Origin of the sequence: Haemophilus parainfluenzae (genome assembly GCF_036288925.1) — a bacterium.
In the GTDB taxonomy this organism is placed as follows: domain Bacteria; phylum Pseudomonadota; class Gammaproteobacteria; order Enterobacterales; family Pasteurellaceae; genus Haemophilus_D.
The window spans coordinates 481,752-503,005 of sequence record NZ_CP127167.1 but is presented as its reverse complement, the minus strand read 5'-3'; the positions used below and the strand labels follow the sequence as shown (position 1 = coordinate 503,005).

The window sequence follows — 21,254 nt, the reverse complement described above, 5'->3', positions numbered from 1 at the left end:
TATGCTTTATACCTTTTCTCAAGCTCATTATTCTGAGACAGACCTTCAACGTTATTTGACTGAAATCACGGAAAATGATGCGGTGGTTTTATGGCAAGATGGCGTGTTGTTAGCTGTGAAGTATGGGGAAATGTTTACTCAATGCAAAGGGCAATGTTTTGTGTTGGAGCAGGATATTTTAGCTAGAAATTTAACCGCACTTTTGCCAGAAAACAATCAAGTGCGGTCAATTTCATTAGCAGATTTGGTGGATTTAACTGCTCAATATTCGCCTCAAATCGCCTTATAGTGGGCGTTCTTTCGGTAACAAGAGCGGTAATACCATAACAGAATAAAGTGCCAAACCTGCAGCCATTAAGCAGGTAATTTCTAATCCTCCTGCGCGTAACCATTCGCCAAATCCCATGTCATTAACGAGTGTGGCATAAAAGAATCCTGCCACGACTGTGTAACTAAATCCGATTAATCCTGCAATTAATGCAATAGCTTTCACGTTGTAGCTTGCATAACGGTGAAATGCCGCCCAAAGCGTAATGAGAAAAGTCGGCACTGCAGCGACAATAAAGACAGAAAGCACCGAGCTCTGAATTTGATCAGTATCATTATTCGAGAATGTTAAGGCGACAGTGCCAATAATTTGAATAATCAACGGTAAAAGAATAAATGCTTTAAGATATTTTTTCATGAGATGTCCAATTAATAGAAAAACGGAAGCATTGTATCAATCAAATGAAAGACAACCAATCTTTTCTCTATTTGGTTTTTATTACATCCACTAATGTGGGCTGAACGATTGAGGCATAATCTTGTGTATTGAGAATAATAGAGCGTTCTAACGTACCTGCATTAAATGCCAATTCATCATAACGAGACAGTAAGCTAGGATCAGCAATTAGAAACAAATCAGGATGAAAGCTAAAAGGCGGAATTGCACCAAATACACAGTCAGTTAAGGTATCTACTTCTGCCGGACTAGCAAGAGAGGCTTTCGTGCCACCTAAATAGGCCGCCACTTTGCTTAAATCAGATTGTTGATCAGCTGGCAATATCACTAATACCGCTTGTTTTATGCCATTTCCCTTTACTTTGCATACTAACGCTTTTGCCCCTTGCCCTAATTCTGTACCACGGATTTTAGCCACTTCTTCTGATTTTCCTGCTGTGGGGTGTTCAACGACACGATAGCGTGCTTGATGCTCATCTAAAAGTGCGGTCAATTTTTCAAATGTTTTGACAGACATGCGGGTTCCTTCAATAGCGATATTTTTAATGAGTTTAACAAAGGTTGATTCATGTGAAAATCAAAGAAAAATAATTCATCTTTTGAGTCGTATTTATTATGAGATAGACAAATACCTTTACGCCCCGTACTATGTTCCTTTTTATTTGGTATCTCTTATGACTCGAATTAATCTTGTTCCACCTGAGGAGCTTTGTGATCAGCATCTTTTAGCGGAGCATCGTGAATTAACCCGCATTCCTAACGCCGTGGCGAAAGGTAAATATCACTTAAAAGGACAGCCTGCAGAATATAAGTTAGGTGAAGGGCATGTACGCTTTTTCTTTAATAAATTGGCGTTTTTAAAGAAACGCTATGATGCATTGCATGCGGAATGTAAGGCGCGAGGCTTTAACGTGCAGTATATTTGGAATGAAACGTTACCTGATGATCCAAGTTTATGGTTGGACTATGAAGCCACAGAGGCGGCGTTACAGATTAATCGTGAACGTATTCAAGAAAGAATGCCATTAAAGGCGAGATTTACACCACATCTTTCAAAGAGCGATCAAAAATAAAGCGTTTTTCACTTCCCCTGTGGGGAAATTACAGGGGAAGTGAATGGGGTTAAATTATTTATATTCAACCACGATATCGCTTTCGCTGACGGTATCACCATAAACTGGCAATAAAGTTTTTTCGTAAGCTTGTTTTAAACGACCATCTTTGCCTAAGGTTTGGATTTCGTTATTTAACCAATTTAACAATTCAGGTGCGTCTTTGCGAACTGCTGGTGCAATAACATCTTGATCGCCAAAGTTTTTTACGCCCACAGTATAACCTGGATTTTGTTTTGCCCAAGCGAATAAGAAGGTATTGTCGTTAGATAATGCATCACCACGACCATCACGTAAGGCTTCAAAGGTTTCTGTATTTTGTTCAAATTTCAATAATTTCACATCTGGATAGTTTTTGGTAAAGAAAATATCAGCTGTGGTACCTTTATCTACAATTAAAGTTTTTCCTTTTAATTGTTCAAGATCAGTAATGACTGAGCCATCTTTTGAAACGACACCGAGTGCCACTTTCATATATGGATTAGCAAAATCTACCACTTCTTTACGAGCTGGTGTCACAGTAAAGTTAGCTAAGATAATATCAACTTTCTTAGAAAGTAAGTATTCAGCACGGTTTGCGGCATCCACTAAAACAAATTCCACTTTGTTTTCGTCACCTAATAAGTCTTTACCGATCGCTTTACCAATTTCGACATCAAAGCCTTGGCTTTTACCTTGCGCATCCACATAACCAAATGGTGGTTTATCGCTAAATACACCAATGCGCACTTTGCCATCTTTTTGTATTTGCTCAAGGCTTGAAACCGTTTTTGCTCCGTCTTTAGCGGGCTCTTTATCATTACACGCGGTTAAGCCAAATGCTAAGGTGGCAGTGGCTAAAAGTGCGGTCAATGTTTTAAATGTTTTCTTCATAGTTTGTCCCTCTCGGTTCATAATTTAAGATATTTAAGAATGTTTTCGCACGATCCGTGGTTGGATTCGTGAAGAAATCTTCCGGTTTTGCCTGTTCAATGATTTGCCCTTTATCCATAAACACAATGCGGTTAGCGACTTGACGGGCGAAGTTCATTTCATGGGTAACGATGAGCATCGTCATACCATCTTTGGCAAGACCTAAAATCACATCAAGTACTTCGCGTACCATTTCAGGGTCAAGGGCAGCAGTGACTTCATCGAACAGAATAATTTCAGGGTTCATGCAAAGTGAACGCACAATAGCAATTCGCTGTTTTTGCCCACCTGATAATTCACGCGGATAGGCATTTTTTCGGTCATATAGACCTACACGTTTAAGTAACTCATCGGCTTGTTTTTCAGCTTCTGCGCGATCGCGTTTTTGTACTTTTAAAGGACCGAGCAAAATATTGTCAATCACTGATAAATGAGCGAAGAGTTCATAACTTTGGAATACCATCCCAATGCGTTGACGTGCTTTGACCCAAGGAATGTCTTTACCTAACTCTCCTGCATTTTGCAGCAAAATCTGACCGCGCTTTATTTCTTCTAATCCATTTAGGCAGCGTAAAAAAGTACTTTTACCACAACCCGATGGACCTAAAATAACGACAACTTCGCCTTTCTCTATAGAAAGATTAATGCATTTGAGTGCTTCTACATCACCGTAATTTTTGACGAGGTTTTTAATTTCTAATAACGCCATGTGTTTTCCTAATAAAAATTAACTTTCCCAACGGGTTTCTAAATAACGGGAAAATAAGGATAGCGGGTAACAAATCACAAAGTATAAACTAAAAATGACACCGTAAATCCAAAGCGCCGCCGATTGATTACTAAATAATGAATGCTCGATAATTTGTTGACCGACTTTTATCACTTCTACTACACCGATTAACATTGCCAAGGAACTGGTTTTTACCATGCGGGTAAAGAGGTTAATCGCACTTGGTGTCACACGTTTTAAACTTTGTGGAAGTAAAATATACACAAAGGTTTGAAACGGCGTTAAACCTAAAGCGTAGGCTGATTCCACTTGATGTTTTTCAATGGAAGTTAATGCACCACGCACTAAATCCCCCATTTCTGCTGTTCCCCAGAAAATAAACACCAAAATACATACAGAAATGCCATCTAAGTGAATATCAAACCATTTTGCCAAACCAAAATACGCGAGAAAAAGTAAGGCTAATAATGGAATAATACGTACAAATTCTAAATAAAAGCGGCAGATGGCTTTGATAATTGGGTTTCTGTTCGTCATGATTACGCCAAAAATCACGCCTAAAATACAGGCGAAGAAGACAGAAATGAACGCAATTTCAGCCGTCACGCATAAACCGTTAAGCAAGCGTTCAATGTTGCTACCTTGGAATAATAACTCAAGCCCCATATTTTGCTCTCCGAGTACGGCGTTCTAAATGACCGATGAACAGAGACATCGGTAATAGAATGATCAAATAAAACACCACTAATAAAAATAAGGCTTCATTGGTTTTGTAATCGAGCCCGATGACTTCTTTCGCTACAAACATCAGTTCGGCTACGGCAACGGCACTGATCACTGAGGTTTCTTTCATTAAGAACAAGCAATTTGCTCCGATTGCAGGTGTAGCAATCGCAAAGGCTTGCGGGAAAATCACATAGCGAAAAGCTTGAAAAGGGGTGAGACCAATACTTAAGGCAGATTCAATTTGTCCTTTTGATACTGCTTCCAGACCACCACGAAAGGCTTCTGCCATATAGCTTCCACCTAAAAATGCCAGGCCGATAATGCCGCAAGTAAACCCATCTAATTTTAGGCCGATTTTAGACAGCCCAAAATAGAGAAAAAATACTTGAATTAATAAAGGCGTATTACGAGAAAGTTCAATATAGCCTTTTACTAACCAAGTTAATGATTTGACTTTGTAGGTGGTAATCACCGCACAAATCACACCAATCACTAGCGACAATAAAATGCCCCAAAAGGCAAGATGAAGCGTCATCAGCGTGGCGTGAATAAAACGTGGGGTGACGCTTAAAATATAATCCCAATTCATTTTTTATAATTTAATCGTTTGCGTAACGATATAGTAAAAAATTTTGAATCGGTGAGAAAAGAATGGAAATGCATTATTTATAATGAAATGTAATAAGAGATACGTTTCAAATAAGATCTGCAAGAGAGAAAGAATAAAAAACGGAGCTTTATTCAGCCCCGTCTTTGTTTATTTTAATCACGTTTCGCAATAAGTGCGGTTGGTTCTTCGTCTTTTTTTGGTTCATCTTGTATTTCAGCAGGTTTATCTTGAATAGACATGGCTGATTTTAAACTGTCTTGACGAATTTTTTCCGCTGCTGCTTTGTCGCCAGCTTGTTCAAACACATAAGACGCCATCATGACATCATTTGGTTGAAGTTCGGTTGGGCAAGCAGTCACTTCTTTAAATGCTTCTGCTGCTTTAGCAAACTCGTTATTACGCACATAAAGATAGCCTAATGCACGATTGAGGCAACAACGTTGGCTTTCATCGGCACGTTTTGCACGTTTTTCCACTAACTTGAGCAGTTTGCTGTTATCTTCCGCTTGTAAACGAGTGATTTGCGTGCAAAGTTCAGGGCTGATTGGAGTGTTATCACCCAATTTTTTCATAATTTCAAGCGTGAATTCATAAGCTGACTCATGGTCGTTGCAATCAATCAAACGTTGAATTAAAGCGGTTTTTAACTCTAAGTCATTGCGACGGCGGCGTGGTTGAGCTTCCCACCAAGCAAGCAGACCTTCAACGCCTTCTTCATTCATTTTCTCATCTAACAAGCCATTTTCTGTTTCTTGTTGAAGCGCTTTAAATTCTTCTGCTGAGAATAAGCCTGAACCTTCGATTAAATCTAAGATTTCATCTAAAGCTTGATAAGCTTTAGAACGGCTATAAATTTCAGCAGCAAGTTTTAATACTTCTTTGTTGCGATCTGACATTTCAAGTAAGCTATCGACGGAACTACGCGCAGCCGGTAATTTATTTTGTTGTAATAAAATACGGGTACGAGCAATTTCAACGACCAGGTTATCTGAACCTGCAAGCTCCGTCGCTTCAATTAAATAACGGTTTGCACTGAATTCATCACCGCGTTGCTGAGCAGCCTCAGCGGCTTTAATCAGATTTAATACTGGCTCGGCAGAATGTTTTGCGTTTTTACCAATCAGTTTTTCTGCTTTGGCATAATCGCCTTCATTCATTTTCATCAAGCCTTCAAGGGTTTGACGCTGTGCTTTCACGCGTTTACGGCGAGAGAACCAGTTATAGGTATTGCTACTTAAACGGAAGAAACGGGTCACCAACCACTCTAACGAATAAATCACTGCAAGTGTAACTACAAAGAGAATCACTAATGTGGTGAGTGACATTTCATATACGGTGTTTGCCGTTTCAACTCTGACATAACCTTGCTGACCGGAGAGGTAAGGGCCTGCAATCAATCCGGCAAGTAAGGCGATCATTAAAAAGAGAACTCTAAACATTATCTATCCTTATTGTTGGGGTTCAGTTGCCGGTTGTGCAGCTGGTGCTTCAGCGGGTTTTTCTTCAGCTTTTGGCTCTTCCGCTTTCGCTTCAGGTGCTGGTTTTACTTCTTCTTTTCTTGGTGAATTATCAACCGCTTTTTCTGCTTCAATTTCCACTTTTTGAACATCTAAAGGTGTACGATTTAAGTACTTATCAAGCATACTTAAGCTTTGTAATTGGCTTGGCACATCCACATAGATGGATACTTCAGATAATTCATCCACTGATTTTAAGAAATTTTGAGTCACTTCAGCATTGGTATCAAAATAGCTACGAATCCAAGATGCAACAGCTTCTAAAGATTGTTTATAAAGTTCGTTTTGCTGACGAGGCACCGCCATAATCGCTAATTGTAAGCGTAAACGAATGTTTTCACGCAAGTAGATATCTTGGTTTGGCGCTAATAATTCTTTGCGATCCGCACCATGTTTCGGTGAAATACGGATAAAGTGATTTAAGAATGAGGTCGCACTTTTTTCTGCATTTTCCGCCCAGTCAGACAGGGAATCTGATAATTTTGTTGCATTTTGATCATCACCGAAATTCACATCCAACACAGGTAACTCATCAATCGTATTAGCTAATTGTGATAATTTTTGCATGACCGCATTTTGATCCACGCCAGTTACGGAGAGAAGTTGTTTCAGATCTTGATTGATAGCACTACGGATAGCCGCGGATTGTGAGTTGTTCACTTTCGCAAGGGTTTCATCAGCGAGTTTTAAGAGTGAAACCGATGTGTCCACATCATTATCTAACACTAATTTACGCAATGCATTGTTGAGCAAGAAATCAGCTTCTGAGAATAACCAATCAGTAGGTTGTTGAGCATTAGCTTGCGCGCTCACTTTATTGATTTGTGATTGTAAGCCAACTAACTCATGTGATTTGGCATTGATGAGCTCTTCTACTTGTGCAATTTTGTCTTGCGTTGCTTTATTCGCTGACTCTAATTGAGCAAGTTGCGTGGTATCAAATTTTACGTCTTGAGTAGGTGCTGAAACCACTGTTTTATTATTAATTTGAGCTTCAAGTGCGGTCAATTTTTGTTGGAATTCATCCACTTTTTGTTGGCCAAAATAATAACCTGCACCACCCACGCCAAGTGCAATGAGAATAGCCAATAAACTTAATCCTGTACCACTTTTCTTCACAACTGTTTGTGTACGAGGTGCAACAGGTTCATGATCTTCAGTTTGAATTTCCACTGCATCTGTTGCTTGGATTTCATCTGTTGTTTCTGGGGTTAATTTCTCTTTCGCCATATCTTTTCCTTAGTGAGAAAGGGGAGTTACTTCATTTAGTAAGGTATTAAGTAAACTTTGATTATCCGCACCGGCGGAAACCACCACATGATGCCAACCTTGTTGTATTGCAACATCCGCAATGCGTTGACTTACCGTGACTAAACAGCAATTTTTTAGCCAACTTTGTTCATTTTCAGGTACAAATTCGATTAACGCCTGCAAAATTTCAAGGCTTGTGACCACCAAGGTTTGTACACCGGAACGAATACAAATACTGGTCTGCTCTTCGTTGTTATAACTAATCGGTACTCGTTGGTAACATTCGACTGTCTCAACAGTTGCACCGCGTAGTGTTGCTTGTTCGCGTAATAATTCTCGTCCACCGTTGCCACGTAAAATTAACAAGTTTTTATCTGTTAATTCTGCCATTTGCGGTAAATTTAATACACCTTCAGTATTTTCCGACGTGATTGGATAACGAACAGTACATTCAGTTTGACAGGAAAAATGCTGTGCCGTTCTATGTCCAACTGTAAAGTATTGTAAATCTTGACGCCAGCTAAAGCCAATATCTTTCAGGGTTTTATCCGCAAAATCGACCGCACTTTTTGAAACCAAAAACACATAATCACCACTTTTTAGCTGATTAAGTTTCGTCGGTAATTGAGCCAATTCAGCACTCGCTTCAATAGAAAGCAAAGGCAAATGCAAGGCAACCACACCGGCTTGATTCAGCTGGTCAACTAGGGCTTTTCCTCGTTCATCCGGGCGAGTAACTAGTACGGCCATGGTAATTTCCTATGCTGAGTAAATCTTCGCCAGAATCTTATCTGCGCCCTGTGCTAGAAGTTGTTCAGCAATGGTCACGCCTAATGCTTCGGCATTTTCAACCGCACTTTTACCTTCCGCACGAATAATCGCAGAGCCGTCGGTTTCTCCGACGAGTGCACGCAAGAAAATTTCGCCATTTTGCGCAATCGCATAGCCACCGATTGGTACTTGGCAGCCGCCTTGTAAGCGGGTATTCATTGCACGCTCAGCCAAAACACAAGTCGTCGTAGTTGCATCGGCAAGTGGAGCAAGCAATGCTTTCACTTCTTCATCATCAACACGGCACTCAATGCCTACTGCGCCTTGCCCAGCAGCCGGTAATGACTGTTCCACTTCAATAAACGAGGCAATGCGTTCTGCTAGCTCTAAACGAATTAAGCCAGCTGAGGCTAAAATAATGGCATCATATTCGCCATTATCTAATTTACTTAATCGGGTTCCCACATTGCCACGTAAGGAGCGAATATCAAGATCAGGACGTAATTGTTTTAATTGGCATTGACGACGTAAGCTTGATGTCCCAACAATAGCACCTTGGGGTAATTCATCTAATGAACGGTATGTATTAGACACGAAAGCATCGCGCGGATCTTCACGTTTACAGATCACACTTAAGCCCAAACCTTCTGGAAATTCCATCGGCACATCTTTCATTGAATGAACAGCAATATCGGCACGTTTTTCGAGTAAAGCATTTTCTAACTCTTTAACAAATAAGCCTTTCCCACCAATTTTAGCCAAAGGGGAATCTAGGATGACATCGCCTTTTGTCACCATCGGAATTAATTCAACAGAAAGTGTTGGGTGAAATTTTTCTAATTGATCTTTTACAAAATTTGCTTGCCAAAGTGCTAAAGGGCTTTGACGAGTCGCAATTTTTAAGGTTTTAAGTACTGCCATAAATACCGCTGATTTTAAATAGAAATGTGTCCTATGCTACCATTTTTAGGGCAAAAAGTCAGATCATTTAAATTTTTGATTTCCGATTAGGTAAGTGATACATTAACACCAGTTATTTGGCCATGGGTAGGAAGCCTTGAAATACGATCTCAATGAAGCTCGAAAAAGTATTGACGCACTAGACAAACGTCGTTTGGAGCGAGCACTATTGGGCTCTGGAGATGCCTTCCGACACATCGTCTCTTTGATGCCATTATTGTTGCATCTTAATCATCCCACTCTACCGGGTTATGTGGAAGATGCCCCCGCAGGCATCGCCGATTTTATTTTTTCCAATTATCAGCAAGATTTTCTTTCAAAAGAACATTCTGAACTTGCAGAAAGTGTGCAAAGCGCGGTCAATTCTGATGCTGTTTTTGCACCGATTTTAGGTATTTATGTGATGGGAAGTTTTGGCTCCATTAGCCAAACTTCAGCTTCGGATCTAGATATTTGGATCTGCCATCAAGATGATTTGTCTAAACAAGATCAGCAGCGCTTAGCGGAAAAAACGAAGAAAATCAGCCAATGGGCATCGACATTTCATGTAGAAATGCACTTCTATTTAATGACGCAACAGCGTTTCCGTAACGAACGTTATTCCGATCCGCTAACTAAAGAAAACAGTGGTTCTGCGCAATATATGTTGCTGTTGGAAGAATTTTATCGCTCTGCGGTACGCCTTGCGGGTAAACCATTATTGTGGCTGCACTTGTGGGTGGAAGATGAAAAGCAATATGAGGCCGAAGTTGCGCGTTTAGTCGCGACAGGTGAGCTTAATTTAAATGATTGGGTGGATTTTGGTGGATTAGGGCAATTCTCAGCCAGTGAATATTTTGGCGCAAGCTTGTGGCAACTTTATAAAGGTATTGATTCGCCTTATAAATCGGTGATGAAAATCTTATTGTTAGAAACTTATGCCCAAGAATACCCAAATGCCCAGTTAATTGCTCGCCAATTTAAAGAGGATTTGCTTTCTGGCCATAGCACCGCTATACATCATTTCGATCCTTATATTGCGATTTTAGAGAGAATTAGCCAATATTTGACCGCACATTCAGAATTTAAGCGTCTTGATTTTGTGCGTTCTTGTTTTTATGTGAAAGCGACGGAAGATTTTGCATTATACCACGCATCAAATTGGCGTATTTCTTATATGAAAATGATGGCCCAAGAATGGGGGTGGTCGAAAGAACGTATTGAAGAATTGGACCAACGCCCAACTTGGAAAATCAAACGGGTGAAAGAAAGTCACAATAATTTGGTGAGTTTCTTGATGATGAGTTATCGAAACCTGGTTGATTTTGCACGCAAACATAAAATTAATTCTAGCGTGATCCCACAAGATATCACGGTACTTTCTCGTAAACTTTATACGGCATTTGAAGAGTTACCCGGTAAAATTACACTACTGAATCCTCAAATTTCGCATAATTTAGCGGAAGATCATCTTACATTCATTGAAATTCATGGCAATAAACACTTTAAAGATGGTTGGTATGTGGTCAATCAACCGCCACATCATATTATGTTTTCGAAAGAACGTGTAATGGAATATGGGGAAAGTTTAAATAAGGTTGTTTCATGGGCTTATTTTAATCGCTTGTTGACGGCAGAAACGCATTTACATTTAATTAGTCAAAATATCGACCAACTCACTTTACGTAATTTTGTCGCTGATTTACGATTGTTTTTCCCCCATACAAATGGTCAAGTACCGACAAATGAGGCACTTTCTTCGCAATGTGAAATCCGAGATCTTTTCATTGCGGTGAACTTGGTGAATGATCCAACAGCACAAGTGGAAGAACTTAAATCCAATATCTCGCCAAGTGATTTATTCAGTTTTGGTCAATTAGAGCAGAGCTTGGTCGGTAGCATTGATTTCACTTACCGTAATATGTGGAATGAAATTCGAACCTTACATTTTGAAGGCCAAAATGCGATTTTGCTAGCTTTAAAGGTGCTTTCTAATAAAATTTATCAAGGCGTAAATAAACCTCGTTCTGTACAGATTTTTTGTTACAGTAAACATTATAATCGTACATTACGAAATTTAGTAAGTGCCTTGGTTAATCGTTGCATTAGTATTCAATTAGGTGATAGTCGCCCAACAACGCATTCCCGTTTACGAGTGGCTGGGAAAAACTGGCAATTCTTCTTTGAAGAAAAAGGGATTAGCTTACAACCGATTGACGATGGAAAAGAAAGTGCGGTCAATTTTGAAGACGTTTTACCAACTCAGTTAGAAGAGAAAGAAACTATTCCTGAAACACGCCGATATCCACCTGAAATTGATTTATTTGCTAGTGAAGAATTTTTACAGTTCTTCTTTGAAGATAATACCGATAATAGCTTTAATGTTTATTTGTTAGATGAAAAGAATCGCCTCGAGATTTATCGTCAATGCGAGGGCTTAAAAGATGATAAAGTGCGTGAAGTGAACCAGATTTATCAGTCACTCGGCTCGAAAGGTTGTAAAAATCCGTATAAAATGGTGCAACGGAATTTTAATTACCCGCAATTTTATCAATTGCACTCGACAGAAAGCGGCATGCGTATTATGCCGTTCAAATTTAAAAGCAAAAGGACTTGCGACTAGCTAAATCAAAACAAGCATGATTTGAGATAAATCAAATATATCTGCAACTATGCATTGGAAGATAGGCAAAATCCCGATAGAATCCCTCGTTTGAAAATCTATTGAGAAATAATCTAAGGCTGTGGACGTTTTCGCCTTCAGGCGATAGAATGTGCGCCCTCTCATCTCTTGGAGAAAATTATGCAAGAAAAGTTAAAAGTATTAATTATCGACGACCATCCATTGATGCGTCGCGGTATCAAACAATTAGTGGAATTAGAAGAGAATTTTGAAGTTGTCGCTGATGTAGGAAGCGGTACAGAAGGTATTTCCATTGCGATTCAAGAATCCCCAGATTTAATTATTTTAGATCTGAATATGAAAGGCCTCTCTGGTTTAGATACCCTTAAAGGGTTGCGTGCGGAGGGTGTTGACGCACGAATTTTGATCTTAACTGTGTCTGATGCGAAAAATGATATTTTCACGCTCATCGATGCGGGTGCAGATGGCTATCTATTGAAAGATACTGAGCCAGATGTGTTACTTGAGCAAATTAAACGTATTGCACAAGGTGAAGTAATTTTAAGCGATTCGATTAAGAATTTACTTTTAGAGCGTAAACATACGGTTGATCCCATTGATTCACTCACCGATCGAGAAATGGATGTATTACGTTTAATTGCGACAGGTTTATCGAACAAACAAATTGCGGGTCAGCTTTTTATTTCTGAAGAAACAGTTAAAGTGCATATTCGTAATTTACTTCGTAAACTCAACGTTCACTCACGCGTTGCGGCAACTGTCTTGTTCTTTGAACGAAATGGTCGATAGGCAAGTTTAAAACGATAAAAAAGAGCAGTTTTCAACCGCTCTTTTTTGTTATCTTGGCACGCCCCGTAATAAAGGAATTGGCTCAAACGGTGCAACCGAGGTTGGTGCAGGAATATCATTAAAAATTAAGATAAATGATTTAGGTGGCAAGATTTTTTCATTTCGCCATAAACTGCCTATACCCACTAATTGAATATCATCGGGTAAATTTTTTATTCCTGATTTTAATACAGCTACGGTATTTGGACGAGGGTGCCCAATAGCAATGGCTGTGCCATGTTTACGTGCATATTGGATTGCATTTTGAAATTGGCGTTGCACATCCACTAAATTATCACTGTCATCTAAAAAGATATGGCGATCTAATACACGTACGCCTTGTTCTTTTGCTATTTTTCCCGCAACTGATTTCCCGATCGTTCGGCTATCTAAAAAGAATAAATGTTGCTCGCGAAGTGCGGTCATTAAATAGGTCATTAATGTGGCATCGGCTGTGGCTGCACTGCCCATATGATTATTCATTCCAATGGCATTTGGCACAATAGATTTAGCTTTTTTCACTCGTTCATTTACTTGCGCTTCAGATAACCCTAAAGTCAAACCACCTTCCTCAATTTTAATATTACTGATTGGCTGCATCGGCATATGAATGAGAATATCGTGATTTTGCGTTTTCGCTTGTTGATTGCGAATTTTGGCATAGGGTGCAGCAGGAATGATGGCGACAGAGATTTCCTTTGGCATCGCTAAAATTTCTGCATCTTCTTTCGGATGATAGCCAATGTCATCGATCACAATAGCCAGCTTGCCTTGTGCAAAACTAAAAGTAGAGAAAAGTGCGGTTGAAAAAATAATTGTATTTTTGACCGCACTTTGAAAGAACCTTGCCATTATTTAATCCACCCAGCCGGATTCACAGGTACCCCTTTACGGCTGATACCAAAGTAAAGTGCCGGTTTAGAGAGCTCACCCGTATTCCCCACTTGTGCGATGGTTTGTCCCGCAGAAACAAGCTGACCTTGTTTTACAAATACCGCTTGGTTGAAACCATACAGACTCAAGTCGCTATCGCCGTGTTTCACAATCACCATATAACCATAGCCATTAAGATGGCCGGCGAGAATAACACGACCACTTGCAATGGCTTTTACTGCGGTCCCCATTGGTGCGCCGATAACCATACCTTTCCATCGCACTTCGCCTGCTTGGATTGAGCCAAAGGAATACAACGTTGGGCCAGAAACTGGACGACTGTATTGACGAGCGGCGCTACCTAAACCACTGGTACTATTAATCAACTTACGTTCTTGATCGGTTGGTTGGTAAGGTTTTGAGGTCCGTTTTTCTTCTGCTTGTTTTTTCTGTGCAAGGGCTTCACGCTCACGTTGTTCTTGTTGGCGAGCGGCTTGTTCTGCACGTTGAATTTCTTGGCGAAGGGCATTTTCGTTCGCTTTCAACGTTTCCAGCTTATTCTGATCTTTCGTTAAGTTTTTGTTGAGTTCATTTAACGTAGATTGGCGTTCTTGCTGCGCTTTTTGTAATTCTTGCTGCTGTTTCTTTTGCGTAGAAAGTTGATCGCGATGATTTTTTTGTTGCCCTGAAATCGCTTCGCGCTGTTTCGCTAAACTCTCTTGTGTCGCTTTCAGATTGTTGATCATATCGATGCGAACTTGATTTAAGTGCTGATAATACAGTTTCATGCGTTCCGCTTTTTTCGCATCTTCTGAAAGCATTCTTTCTAAGGTAGAAGGATTTACACCTGAGCGATAAATAGCGTCTATTTGCTGTGCGAGCTTCACTTTTTGCGCACGCTCTTGCTTTTCTAATTGCTTGATTTGCTTTTCGGTTTCCGCCATTTGCTTGCGAATTTCTTTTAAGCTTAATTCTGTTTCGCGTAATTCACCGACAACACTGTTAATTTTGCTTTCTTGATGTTTAAGACTCGCTTGTAATTTGGCTTGTTCTCGCTTCTGTTCAGCGATCTTTGACTCTTGTTGTTTAATTTGTTTTTGAATCTGGTTGAGATCGTTGCCTTGCGCGAAAGATGAAAAGCCAAGCAAGCCACAAGCAAAAAGTGCGGTCAGTTTTGATAAGCTTTTTTTTCTACGATTGCTTTGTTGCATACATCTAAACTTAAGAGAAATTAAGGGACGAATAAAACTTAAATACTAGCATTATTTTTGAGTGGCTAAAAGTTTACAGGCGATTTTTTGCGAAAGATCAGTAAATGCCGCCTTTTTACTTTTAAACATAATGATTTTTTGCTATAAAAGAACCATTCATTTTTTATCAATACTTAGGAGATCCTTATGGAATTAGTATTCATTCGTCACGGTTTCAGTGAGTGGAACGCAAAAAATTTATTCACTGGTTGGCGTGATGTGAATTTAACCGAGCGCGGCGTAGAAGAAGCAAAAGCAGCGGGTAAAAAATTGTTCGAGAAAGGCTATGAATTTGATATTGCCTTCACTTCTGTTTTAACTCGTGCAATCAAAACCTGTAACATCGTGTTAGAAGAATCTCACCAATTATGGATTCCTCAAGTGAAAAACTGGCGTTTAAATGAGCGTCACTACGGTGCATTACAAGGCTTAGATAAAAAAGCAACCGCAGAACAATACGGTGACGAACAAGTTCATATCTGGCGTCGTTCTTATGACATTTCTCCTCCAGATTTAGATCCAAAAGATCCAAACTCAGCCCATAACGACCGTCGTTATGCAAACATCCCATCTGACGTGGTACCAAACGCAGAAAACTTAAAATTAACCTTAGAACGCGCGTTACCATTCTGGGAAGATCAAATTGCACCAGCAATGCTTTCTGGTAAACGTGTTTTAGTGGTGGCGCACGGTAACTCACTTCGTGCATTAGCAAAACACATTATTGGTATTTCTGATGCGGAAATCATGGATTTTGAAATCCCAACCGGTCAACCGTTAGTGTTAAAACTTGATGATAAATTAAACTATGTAGAACACTACTATCTTTAATTTATAAATGATTTCAAAGTGCGGTTAATTTTGATCTGCACCCCAAAAGTTGGACTCAACAAACCAACAATTGAGGTGCAGATTTTTTATGGGTAAACACTACACAATCGAATTTAAATTACAAATTCTTCAACCTATTTTGAATGGAAAAATGAGTATTAGAGAAGCAGCTCGTTTTTACAATATTCCTTCCAACGCCCTAGTCGGGACATGGTTGAAACGGTTTGAAAAAAGTGGCATAAAGGGACTTATTCCCCGTAAACCATCAGGACGACCGCCTATGAAACCTAAATATGCCAGAATGCCACCGCCACCCAAAACTGAAGAAGACCGTTTACGCCTGAGAATTTTACAGCTTGAAGCGGAGGTAGCCTACCTAAAGGAGTTGAGAAGGCTCAGACTTCAGGACGAAGCCGAGCAACGGAAATTATCCAAAGGTTAAGAACACGCTATCCGTTAAAATGGCTTTTAGGCTTTGCACAGTTAGCGCGTAGTACGTTTTTTGCGAAACTTCAGATTAAACCGGATAAGGATGAGGAGCTGAAAAAGGCCATTAAACGCATCAAAGCCAATCATCCTGATTATGGCTACCGACGTGTTCATGCCAGCTTGCCAGGCGTGAATCATAAAAAAGTTCAACGTTTAATGCAGACACTTGGGCTTCAAGTGCGGTCAAGAAAAAGCAAGAAATTTACCACCTATCGAGGCACGATAGGGGTAATTGCACCGAATCATCTTGAACGCGATTTTAGTGCAACGGCCCCGAAACAAAAATGGGTGACAGATATCACCGAGTTTAAGGCGAAAGATGGGAGTAAAGTCTATTTATCTCCAATTTTAGACTTATTTAACAATGAGATAGTCTCCTATAATCTCAGCTATTCCCCAAATTGGGCGCAAGTAGAGGACATGTTAATGCAAGCCGTCAAAGGATTAAATAAAGCTTGTGGTGTCATTTTACATTCAGACCAGGGATGGCAATATCAAATGGTAGCTTATCGTCGAATTTTAGCTGAACATGGCATCATTCAAAGTATGTCGAGAAAAGGGAATTGCTTAGATAACGCCGCAATGGAAAGTTTCTTTGGACGATTAAAAACAGAATGTTTTTATGGTCGGGAATTTAAAACAAAAGAAGAGATAGTTGATGCCGTCAGGGATTATTTGGATTACTATAATCATCGACGGATTCAACTAAAATTAAAAGGACTGAGTCCGGTACAATATCGAAAACAATCCTTTAAATAACAGTCTAACTTTTTGGGGTCAGATCATTTTGACCGCACTTTTTGTTTAAGGAGAATAACGGATGAAAAAATTACTTGCGGTGATTTTTGCCTTGTTACCTGTTTTGGCCTTTGCAGCATCGCCAAATCACTCGGCAAAATCAACTCAAACTAAGTCAGTGAAAACGGCAGTTAAAAAAGTGGAAGTCAAGAAAGCCACTACGCCTAAAGCCGTAGTCAAAACAGCAAAAAAGAAAGCCGATGCCAAAAAAGCAGAAGCGAAAAAGCCAACTAAAATTGCCGAAGCGAAAAAAGCGGTAACGAAAAAAGAAAAAATGAAAAATAAAACGACAAATAAAGCCTCTAAAGCAGAGTCGATAAAAACGAAAGGCAAACAGCCAGTAGAAAAAACTAAGCAAACTGCAGTAAAAGACAAAAAGACGGTAGCGAAAAGCAAGCAAAGTGCAGTTAAAGAATCAGCTAAACCTGAAAAAGTGATGGCTAAAAAAACACTCGCGGCTAAAACCGAAGTGAAGAAAGCAGAACCAAAAGCGGTTGAAAAAGTGACTGAAAATAGCGTGGAAGCTGTTACTCAGAAAACAACGAATACCGCGACAAAATCCGTTGTTGTACCAAGATGTAATGATTCAAAAGTTTTTGCCGTATTATCTGATGCGTTCCACAAGCAAGGTATTGCAACTAATACACCAATGACTGTAAAACAGATTATCCAAGCACATGAAACACAATCTTACCCACAACAAGGCATTCGGAGTTGTAACGCTATAGTTAGAACTAATGGCGTTAAATATGTTACGAATTACAGCATTATCTTGAATGATAAAGGCTTTTTTGTGCAAGTTGAAAACGCACAACCCGCTCAACGTTTCTAATTTTAACGTGCGTTATTTAAATGAAGTTGTTTGAATAGCGCACGTATTTCTTCTTTATTCAAACAGCGATATTCACCATTACTTAGTCCATCAAGTGTTAAACGGCTCATTTGATAACGGATGAGACGCAATGTCGGAAAGCCGATATGTGCCGTCATTCGACGTACTTGTCGATTACGCCCTTCGCTAATTTTAATTTCCAACCAGCTCGTTGGAATACTTTGACGTTCACGAATAGGTGGATTGCGAGGCCAGAGAAAATCTGGTTCTGAAATCAACCGCACTTTTGCCGGTTTCGTCATTCCATCTTTCAATTCAACGCCTTTGCGGAGTTTTTCTAAGTCAGTTTCTTCAGGAATGCCTTCCACTTGCACAAAATACGTTTTTTCTGTTTTAAACTTAGGATCCGCCAAACGATGTTGCACTTCACCATTATTCGTTAAAATCAGCAGCCCTTCACTATCACGATCCAATCGTCCTGCCGCATACACATTAGGAATGGTAATAAAATCTTTTAATGTAGCTCGGCCACTTTCATCGGTGAATTGTGTCAGTACATCAAACGGTTTATTAAATAAAACAACGATTGTTTGTTCTAATGTAAGTGGCTTTGCTTTTGGCTTAAATGAACGAGTAGGTTTTGCCGTTCGTTTGGTTGTAAATGAGTGAGAAGAGAAAGATTTTGACATATATTTATTCAGTAAAAAGAGAAAAAAGGCGGATTTTACTCCGCCCTTTTATATTACCATTGATTATCATAGAGCTACCAGATGAATAATCCCAAACTTCATCATAGTCATACCAAGAAAAATCTCTAAAATAGAGAGAAGAAAAATAAAGACAGAATGACGTTCTCGAATTTGCACAGAAAATTGACTGTAATCTACAGACTTTTTGATTATGATATCCGCAATGGCTGCTTCTGCTCTCTCTATAATATTTCCTTCACCAGCTAGTGAAAGAAGATAGTTTCCTTCTTCTGCTTGGAACCAATATAATTCCAGCCGCCCTTTTTAAAATCCACTTGATGAAGTTTTGAGAATGCTAACTGACAATGGAACCGCTCTTCCGGTCTGCTGATTGGTTATTTTGAAACCCACTTTTCCTATAGGGGATTTGGTAAATAATTTTCCGCTAAGCCATATCCCATACATTCCCTTCGGCAAGAAAAAAGTTCCTTCTTTGTCTACACATGGCATTTCATATAACAATTTTGTATTGACTAAACGGGGTATCGTTTTAAAACCAATAATCAGCAGTATTATTCCTGCTACCATCAATAAAAAATATAAATACTGCATTTTGTTCCTTTGCTAAACCCATCTAACATAACCTATATATATAAACTAAGATAAATGTGGGAAGAAACCTGACTATTTGGGAAGATATAAAATTCAAATGTAACGAAGTTTCAATATATGAAAAAATAAACCCAGCCTATTTTTAGTAAGCTGGGTTTATTATTAAGGTAGGATTCCTGCTTTTAATTCAGCAATTTTTTGTAAGATTTGGAATTTTTGATACTCAATCTGACCAAGTTGTTGATAAAGTTGAGTTAGCGATTGGTTCGGTTCTGAGGCATTAGCAACATCAATTTGAGTAGCTAATTCAAATGAACCACTTTTCCCCACAAAGCCATCTAAATCTTTCAATTTTTTGGCGTATCTATGAATGCCAGATTTAGACGTTTTATAACCCAATGACCTTAACCAAGTTTCAAGCTCAACAAATCCTGAATAATTGGATTTTCTCAAGCGTTTGTGTAATTCAATTTTTACATCATTTGGCAGATGTAAAATTTCAGATGTTTTCATTTTCACTCCCTAAACATATCAAACTGCCTTTTCGCAATCTCTTCCTTCTGCACACGTTTCACTATTTTGTAGATCCATTGCAAAGATAAACCATACTTCTTAGCAAGGTAGGCGTGATTATTGCCCGTGAACTCGTTGAAAATTTGCTTTTCACGTTCACAGGCGAAAAGTGACATCGACTTTGGCACATAAACATTCAATCCGCCCCAGTTATGTCCTGTTTTCAACGCCACAATCATTCCGATATTTTCCGCCATTTCCGCATCAATATCAGGAAAGCATTCGCGCACCGCCGTCACCGTATATTTTGCCAAATCTGCCAATAAATCGGGGGCTTTGGTTTGAAAGTCATTATTGTCAAATTTGGCTTCGTTCATCATTTACCTACTCGTTTTTTCCACTGTTTTAACTGCTCAATAATAGATGCCGTTTGCTCACTATCCAGCTCACGCCAGTCTGCAACGTCCGCATAATATCGAGCAACAAACGCATTCAACGCTGCCGAACTGCTTTCATCAGCTACCGCTTTCCACACTGCCCATAATTTCCGCTGAACGGCAGAAAGCTGTGGAATATCACGCGGTAAGCGAATTTTTGCACCTTTTTGTTGCAATATTTTGACCAGTTTCACTAGCTCTGAATAGCTTATATTTTTCGCAGAATTTTGGTAGAATTGCTGAGATAATAGACTTCGATAAGTCTCATCGTCCATTCCTAACTGACTTTTCCCAATATGCACCAGTTGTAATAATCGTTTTCTCATTGTTTACCCCTTAAAATTGCTTTCAATCGTTGTAAATTACTTTCCATTTTTGCCTTTTCCTGTGCCATTTCCTCCACACTTTTCGGCGGTGGTGACGGAAGCTCAGGATATTCACGCCCAGGTAAGGTTTCTAGAAGTTGTTTTGGCGTAGGAAACCAATCACAGGTCTGCCCAAGCAGCATAAAAGCCGCCTCAAACCTTGGCTTATCCAACGTCATATCCCACTCCTTTTTATGCGTGATCACCCGATACCACGCCTCAAGCGTAGGCTGAATCACATCTTCTGTAGGCGAATTTTTCAGCCGAAGCAGCAACAACATCGCCACACCTTTTGCCAACACAGGTTTTAACCATTGATTGTCTCGCCCCATTCCAACGCCCCTTTGATTGCGTTCATCTTGCTACTTGGTGCTGCCACAAGCGGTCTGTTTTGCCCCACATCTTGCACCATCACCGCCGTTCCCACCGCTTTATAACTCGCAATAATCTCCAATAAATAACCGTGGGATTTCATCGGCAACTTCAACGCCTGCCGATTTGCCATCATCTGATTGATCGCATAAATCCACGCCTCCACAGGGGCAGCACATTCCACGCCATCACGCTTAATCTTGCCCGCTTGAAACATTGGCGTAAGTTCACCCAGCAGCGTTGCCACACGATCAAAAGTGAGCGAACTTTTCGCAGGGCGGAACAGCCCCAAATACCGAATCAACGCCTCACCCAGCCCACCGTTTACCATCAACGCCGCATTTAATGCCTCGCTCGCCGCTTGGTTGGCAATCAACGCGTCCAACGAGTGCAACGCCCCGCACGCACTACATTTCACTTTCATTTCTG

Annotated in this window: 27 protein-coding genes; 8 read left to right on the top strand and 19 right to left on the bottom strand. The window is 39.8% G+C overall.

Annotation, left to right across the window (positions count from 1 at the left end; all coding sequences use genetic code 11):
• Position 1: 1 nt before the first annotated feature.
• A complete protein-coding gene (gene tusB / locus QQS40_RS02625; protein WP_128787862.1) occupies positions 2-289 on the top strand; it encodes a sulfurtransferase complex subunit TusB in 288 nt (95 codons plus the stop codon).
• Here the strand turns inward: tusB and QQS40_RS02620 are convergent.
• Positions 284-685 carry an HI_0559 family membrane protein gene (locus QQS40_RS02620; RefSeq protein WP_297568943.1) on the bottom strand — a complete coding sequence of 134 codons (402 nt, stop codon included), beginning with the start codon at positions 683-685 and terminating at the stop codon, positions 284-286. The two genes, tusB and QQS40_RS02620, sit on opposite strands and share 6 nt — an antisense overlap.
• Before the next feature lie 67 nt (positions 686-752).
• Positions 753-1,241 carry a YbaK/prolyl-tRNA synthetase associated domain-containing protein gene (locus tag QQS40_RS02615; protein ID WP_128787861.1) on the bottom strand — a complete coding sequence of 163 codons (489 nt, stop codon included), beginning with the start codon at positions 1,239-1,241 and terminating at the stop codon, positions 753-755.
• Positions 1,242-1,398: 157 nt separating this feature from the next.
• Here QQS40_RS02615 and QQS40_RS02610 point away from each other — a divergent pair, with 157 nt between their 5' ends.
• Entirely contained in the window at positions 1,399-1,797 is a 399-nt protein-coding gene (locus tag QQS40_RS02610; RefSeq protein WP_289902407.1) for a pyrimidine dimer DNA glycosylase/endonuclease V, read from the top strand.
• A gap of 54 nt (positions 1,798-1,851) precedes the next feature.
• Here QQS40_RS02610 and QQS40_RS02605 read toward each other — a convergent pair whose 3' ends face one another.
• The 8 genes from QQS40_RS02605 to hemC form a co-directional block, all read right to left on the bottom strand.
• Positions 1,852-2,709 (bottom strand): cysteine ABC transporter substrate-binding protein, encoded by an 858-nt coding sequence (locus QQS40_RS02605; RefSeq protein ID WP_054420144.1) that lies wholly within the window; start codon positions 2,707-2,709, stop codon positions 1,852-1,854.
• Positions 2,693-3,457, bottom strand: a complete 765-nt coding sequence (locus QQS40_RS02600; protein ID WP_289902408.1) for an amino acid ABC transporter ATP-binding protein — start codon at positions 3,455-3,457, stop codon at positions 2,693-2,695. The genes QQS40_RS02605 and QQS40_RS02600 overlap by 17 nt, the downstream gene beginning before the upstream one ends.
• Before the next feature lie 18 nt (positions 3,458-3,475).
• Positions 3,476-4,144 carry an amino acid ABC transporter permease gene (locus tag QQS40_RS02595; protein ID WP_128787858.1) on the bottom strand — a complete coding sequence of 223 codons (669 nt, stop codon included), beginning with the start codon at positions 4,142-4,144 and terminating at the stop codon, positions 3,476-3,478.
• Entirely contained in the window at positions 4,134-4,793 is a 660-nt protein-coding gene (locus QQS40_RS02590; RefSeq protein WP_049364192.1) for an amino acid ABC transporter permease, read from the bottom strand. The genes QQS40_RS02595 and QQS40_RS02590 overlap by 11 nt, the downstream gene beginning before the upstream one ends.
• 173 nt (positions 4,794-4,966) lie before the next feature.
• On the bottom strand, positions 4,967-6,253 hold the full coding sequence (locus QQS40_RS02585) for a heme biosynthesis protein HemY (RefSeq protein ID WP_289902410.1): 1,287 nt from the start codon (positions 6,251-6,253) through the stop codon (positions 4,967-4,969).
• A 9-nt stretch (positions 6,254-6,262) separates the two neighbouring features.
• Positions 6,263-7,561 (bottom strand): uroporphyrinogen-III C-methyltransferase, encoded by a 1,299-nt coding sequence (locus tag QQS40_RS02580; protein ID WP_289902411.1) that lies wholly within the window; start codon positions 7,559-7,561, stop codon positions 6,263-6,265.
• Between the two features lie 9 nt (positions 7,562-7,570).
• Positions 7,571-8,332, bottom strand: coding sequence for a uroporphyrinogen-III synthase (locus QQS40_RS02575; RefSeq protein WP_329505972.1), 762 nt, complete (start codon positions 8,330-8,332; stop codon positions 7,571-7,573).
• A 9-nt stretch (positions 8,333-8,341) separates the two neighbouring features.
• Positions 8,342-9,274 (bottom strand): hydroxymethylbilane synthase, encoded by a 933-nt coding sequence (hemC, locus tag QQS40_RS02570; RefSeq protein WP_289902413.1) that lies wholly within the window; start codon positions 9,272-9,274, stop codon positions 8,342-8,344.
• 136 nt (positions 9,275-9,410) lie between these two features.
• Between hemC and QQS40_RS02565 the strand changes: the two genes are divergently transcribed.
• Together QQS40_RS02565 and QQS40_RS02560 are read left to right on the top strand one after the other, a co-directional pair.
• Positions 9,411-11,915 carry a class I adenylate cyclase gene (locus QQS40_RS02565; RefSeq protein ID WP_329505970.1) on the top strand — a complete coding sequence of 835 codons (2,505 nt, stop codon included), beginning with the start codon at positions 9,411-9,413 and terminating at the stop codon, positions 11,913-11,915.
• 180 nt (positions 11,916-12,095) lie between these two features.
• A complete protein-coding gene (locus QQS40_RS02560; RefSeq protein ID WP_049364186.1) occupies positions 12,096-12,725 on the top strand; it encodes a response regulator in 630 nt (209 codons plus the stop codon).
• Positions 12,726-12,773: 48 nt separating this feature from the next.
• Here QQS40_RS02560 and QQS40_RS02555 read toward each other — a convergent pair whose 3' ends face one another.
• Positions 12,774-13,616, bottom strand: coding sequence for a divergent polysaccharide deacetylase family protein (locus QQS40_RS02555; protein ID WP_128787852.1), 843 nt, complete (start codon positions 13,614-13,616; stop codon positions 12,774-12,776).
• A complete protein-coding gene (gene envC, locus QQS40_RS02550) occupies positions 13,616-14,848 on the bottom strand; it encodes a murein hydrolase activator EnvC (protein WP_289902415.1) in 1,233 nt (410 codons plus the stop codon). The genes QQS40_RS02555 and envC overlap by 1 nt, the downstream gene beginning before the upstream one ends.
• Positions 14,849-15,034: 186 nt before the next feature.
• Here envC and QQS40_RS02545 point away from each other — a divergent pair, with 186 nt between their 5' ends.
• The 4 genes from QQS40_RS02545 (at position 15,035) to QQS40_RS02530 (ending at position 17,837) form a co-directional block, all read left to right on the top strand.
• Complete coding sequence (locus QQS40_RS02545) at positions 15,035-15,718, top strand: 2,3-diphosphoglycerate-dependent phosphoglycerate mutase (protein WP_005694847.1); 684 nt, start codon at positions 15,035-15,037, stop codon at positions 15,716-15,718.
• A gap of 88 nt (positions 15,719-15,806) precedes the next feature.
• Positions 15,807-16,160 carry a helix-turn-helix domain-containing protein gene (locus tag QQS40_RS02540; RefSeq protein WP_128787400.1) on the top strand — a complete coding sequence of 118 codons (354 nt, stop codon included), beginning with the start codon at positions 15,807-15,809 and terminating at the stop codon, positions 16,158-16,160.
• On the top strand, positions 16,145-16,966 hold the full coding sequence (locus tag QQS40_RS02535) for an IS3 family transposase (RefSeq protein WP_329506711.1): 822 nt from the start codon (positions 16,145-16,147) through the stop codon (positions 16,964-16,966). The genes QQS40_RS02540 and QQS40_RS02535 overlap by 16 nt, the downstream gene beginning before the upstream one ends.
• Before the next feature lie 61 nt (positions 16,967-17,027).
• Positions 17,028-17,837, top strand: a complete 810-nt coding sequence (locus tag QQS40_RS02530) for a hypothetical protein (RefSeq protein ID WP_329505966.1) — start codon at positions 17,028-17,030, stop codon at positions 17,835-17,837.
• Positions 17,838-17,839: 2 nt separating this feature from the next.
• On the opposite strand, the gene QQS40_RS02525 is transcribed toward QQS40_RS02530, so the two are convergent.
• From QQS40_RS02525 to QQS40_RS02495, 7 genes are all read right to left on the bottom strand, one after another.
• Positions 17,840-18,526 carry an rRNA large subunit pseudouridine synthase E gene (locus tag QQS40_RS02525; protein ID WP_128787849.1) on the bottom strand — a complete coding sequence of 229 codons (687 nt, stop codon included), beginning with the start codon at positions 18,524-18,526 and terminating at the stop codon, positions 17,840-17,842.
• Between the two features lie 324 nt (positions 18,527-18,850).
• Positions 18,851-19,138 carry a hypothetical protein gene (locus QQS40_RS02520; protein WP_329505963.1) on the bottom strand — a complete coding sequence of 96 codons (288 nt, stop codon included), beginning with the start codon at positions 19,136-19,138 and terminating at the stop codon, positions 18,851-18,853.
• 162 nt (positions 19,139-19,300) lie between these two features.
• The gene (locus QQS40_RS02515; protein WP_049357475.1) at positions 19,301-19,651 is read right to left on the bottom strand and encodes a phage protein Gp27 family protein; all 351 of its coding nucleotides are present in this window, start codon (positions 19,649-19,651) and stop codon (positions 19,301-19,303) included.
• A gap of 2 nt (positions 19,652-19,653) precedes the next feature.
• Complete coding sequence (locus QQS40_RS02510; protein WP_329506710.1) at positions 19,654-20,028, bottom strand: Mor transcription activator family protein; 375 nt, start codon at positions 20,026-20,028, stop codon at positions 19,654-19,656.
• Entirely contained in the window at positions 20,028-20,414 is a 387-nt protein-coding gene (locus tag QQS40_RS02505) for a regulatory protein GemA (RefSeq protein WP_329505961.1), read from the bottom strand. Before QQS40_RS02505 ends, QQS40_RS02510 begins: the two co-directional genes overlap by 1 nt.
• Positions 20,411-20,785: a hypothetical protein gene (locus QQS40_RS02500; protein ID WP_329505959.1), complete on the bottom strand. Its 375-nt coding sequence runs from the start codon at positions 20,783-20,785 to the stop codon at positions 20,411-20,413. The genes QQS40_RS02505 and QQS40_RS02500 overlap by 4 nt, the downstream gene beginning before the upstream one ends.
• The gene (locus QQS40_RS02495; protein ID WP_329505957.1) at positions 20,761-21,249 is read right to left on the bottom strand and encodes an HI_1489 N-terminal domain-containing protein; all 489 of its coding nucleotides are present in this window, start codon (positions 21,247-21,249) and stop codon (positions 20,761-20,763) included. The genes QQS40_RS02500 and QQS40_RS02495 overlap by 25 nt, the downstream gene beginning before the upstream one ends.
• Positions 21,250-21,254: the final 5 nt, after the last annotated feature.

What these genes read in the sequence shown, in the direction of transcription:
- QQS40_RS02530 (WP_329505966.1), top strand. Translation starts at nt 17,028, where the DNA reads ATGAAAAAATTACTTGCGGTGATTTTTGCCTTGTTACCTGTTTTGGCC.
- QQS40_RS02580 (WP_289902411.1), bottom strand. Translation starts at nt 7,561, where the DNA reads ATGGCGAAAGAGAAATTAACCCCAGAAACAACAGATGAAATCCAAGCA.
- hemC (WP_289902413.1), bottom strand. Translation starts at nt 9,274, where the DNA reads ATGGCAGTACTTAAAACCTTAAAAATTGCGACTCGTCAAAGCCCTTTA.
- QQS40_RS02545 (WP_005694847.1), top strand. Translation starts at nt 15,035, where the DNA reads ATGGAATTAGTATTCATTCGTCACGGTTTCAGTGAGTGGAACGCAAAA.
- QQS40_RS02510 (WP_329506710.1), bottom strand. Translation starts at nt 20,028, where the DNA reads ATGAACGAAGCCAAATTTGACAATAATGACTTTCAAACCAAAGCCCCC.
- QQS40_RS02525 (WP_128787849.1), bottom strand. Translation starts at nt 18,526, where the DNA reads ATGTCAAAATCTTTCTCTTCTCACTCATTTACAACCAAACGAACGGCA.
- QQS40_RS02555 (WP_128787852.1), bottom strand. Translation starts at nt 13,616, where the DNA reads ATGGCAAGGTTCTTTCAAAGTGCGGTCAAAAATACAATTATTTTTTCA.
- QQS40_RS02540 (WP_128787400.1), top strand. Translation starts at nt 15,807, where the DNA reads ATGGGTAAACACTACACAATCGAATTTAAATTACAAATTCTTCAACCT.
- QQS40_RS02605 (WP_054420144.1), bottom strand. Translation starts at nt 2,709, where the DNA reads ATGAAGAAAACATTTAAAACATTGACCGCACTTTTAGCCACTGCCACC.
- QQS40_RS02620 (WP_297568943.1), bottom strand. Translation starts at nt 685, where the DNA reads ATGAAAAAATATCTTAAAGCATTTATTCTTTTACCGTTGATTATTCAA.
- QQS40_RS02600 (WP_289902408.1), bottom strand. Translation starts at nt 3,457, where the DNA reads ATGGCGTTATTAGAAATTAAAAACCTCGTCAAAAATTACGGTGATGTA.
- QQS40_RS02515 (WP_049357475.1), bottom strand. Translation starts at nt 19,651, where the DNA reads ATGAAAACATCTGAAATTTTACATCTGCCAAATGATGTAAAAATTGAA.
- QQS40_RS02560 (WP_049364186.1), top strand. Translation starts at nt 12,096, where the DNA reads ATGCAAGAAAAGTTAAAAGTATTAATTATCGACGACCATCCATTGATG.
- QQS40_RS02575 (WP_329505972.1), bottom strand. Translation starts at nt 8,332, where the DNA reads ATGGCCGTACTAGTTACTCGCCCGGATGAACGAGGAAAAGCCCTAGTT.
- QQS40_RS02585 (WP_289902410.1), bottom strand. Translation starts at nt 6,253, where the DNA reads ATGTTTAGAGTTCTCTTTTTAATGATCGCCTTACTTGCCGGATTGATT.
- QQS40_RS02505 (WP_329505961.1), bottom strand. Translation starts at nt 20,414, where the DNA reads ATGAGAAAACGATTATTACAACTGGTGCATATTGGGAAAAGTCAGTTA.
- envC (WP_289902415.1), bottom strand. Translation starts at nt 14,848, where the DNA reads ATGCAACAAAGCAATCGTAGAAAAAAAAGCTTATCAAAACTGACCGCA.
- QQS40_RS02520 (WP_329505963.1), bottom strand. Translation starts at nt 19,138, where the DNA reads ATGCAGTATTTATATTTTTTATTGATGGTAGCAGGAATAATACTGCTG.
- QQS40_RS02500 (WP_329505959.1), bottom strand. Translation starts at nt 20,785, where the DNA reads ATGGGGCGAGACAATCAATGGTTAAAACCTGTGTTGGCAAAAGGTGTG.
- QQS40_RS02610 (WP_289902407.1), top strand. Translation starts at nt 1,399, where the DNA reads ATGACTCGAATTAATCTTGTTCCACCTGAGGAGCTTTGTGATCAGCAT.
- QQS40_RS02595 (WP_128787858.1), bottom strand. Translation starts at nt 4,144, where the DNA reads ATGGGGCTTGAGTTATTATTCCAAGGTAGCAACATTGAACGCTTGCTT.
- QQS40_RS02495 (WP_329505957.1), bottom strand. Translation starts at nt 21,249, where the DNA reads ATGAAAGTGAAATGTAGTGCGTGCGGGGCGTTGCACTCGTTGGACGCG.
- QQS40_RS02590 (WP_049364192.1), bottom strand. Translation starts at nt 4,793, where the DNA reads ATGAATTGGGATTATATTTTAAGCGTCACCCCACGTTTTATTCACGCC.
- tusB (WP_128787862.1), top strand. Translation starts at nt 2, where the DNA reads ATGCTTTATACCTTTTCTCAAGCTCATTATTCTGAGACAGACCTTCAA.
- QQS40_RS02615 (WP_128787861.1), bottom strand. Translation starts at nt 1,241, where the DNA reads ATGTCTGTCAAAACATTTGAAAAATTGACCGCACTTTTAGATGAGCAT.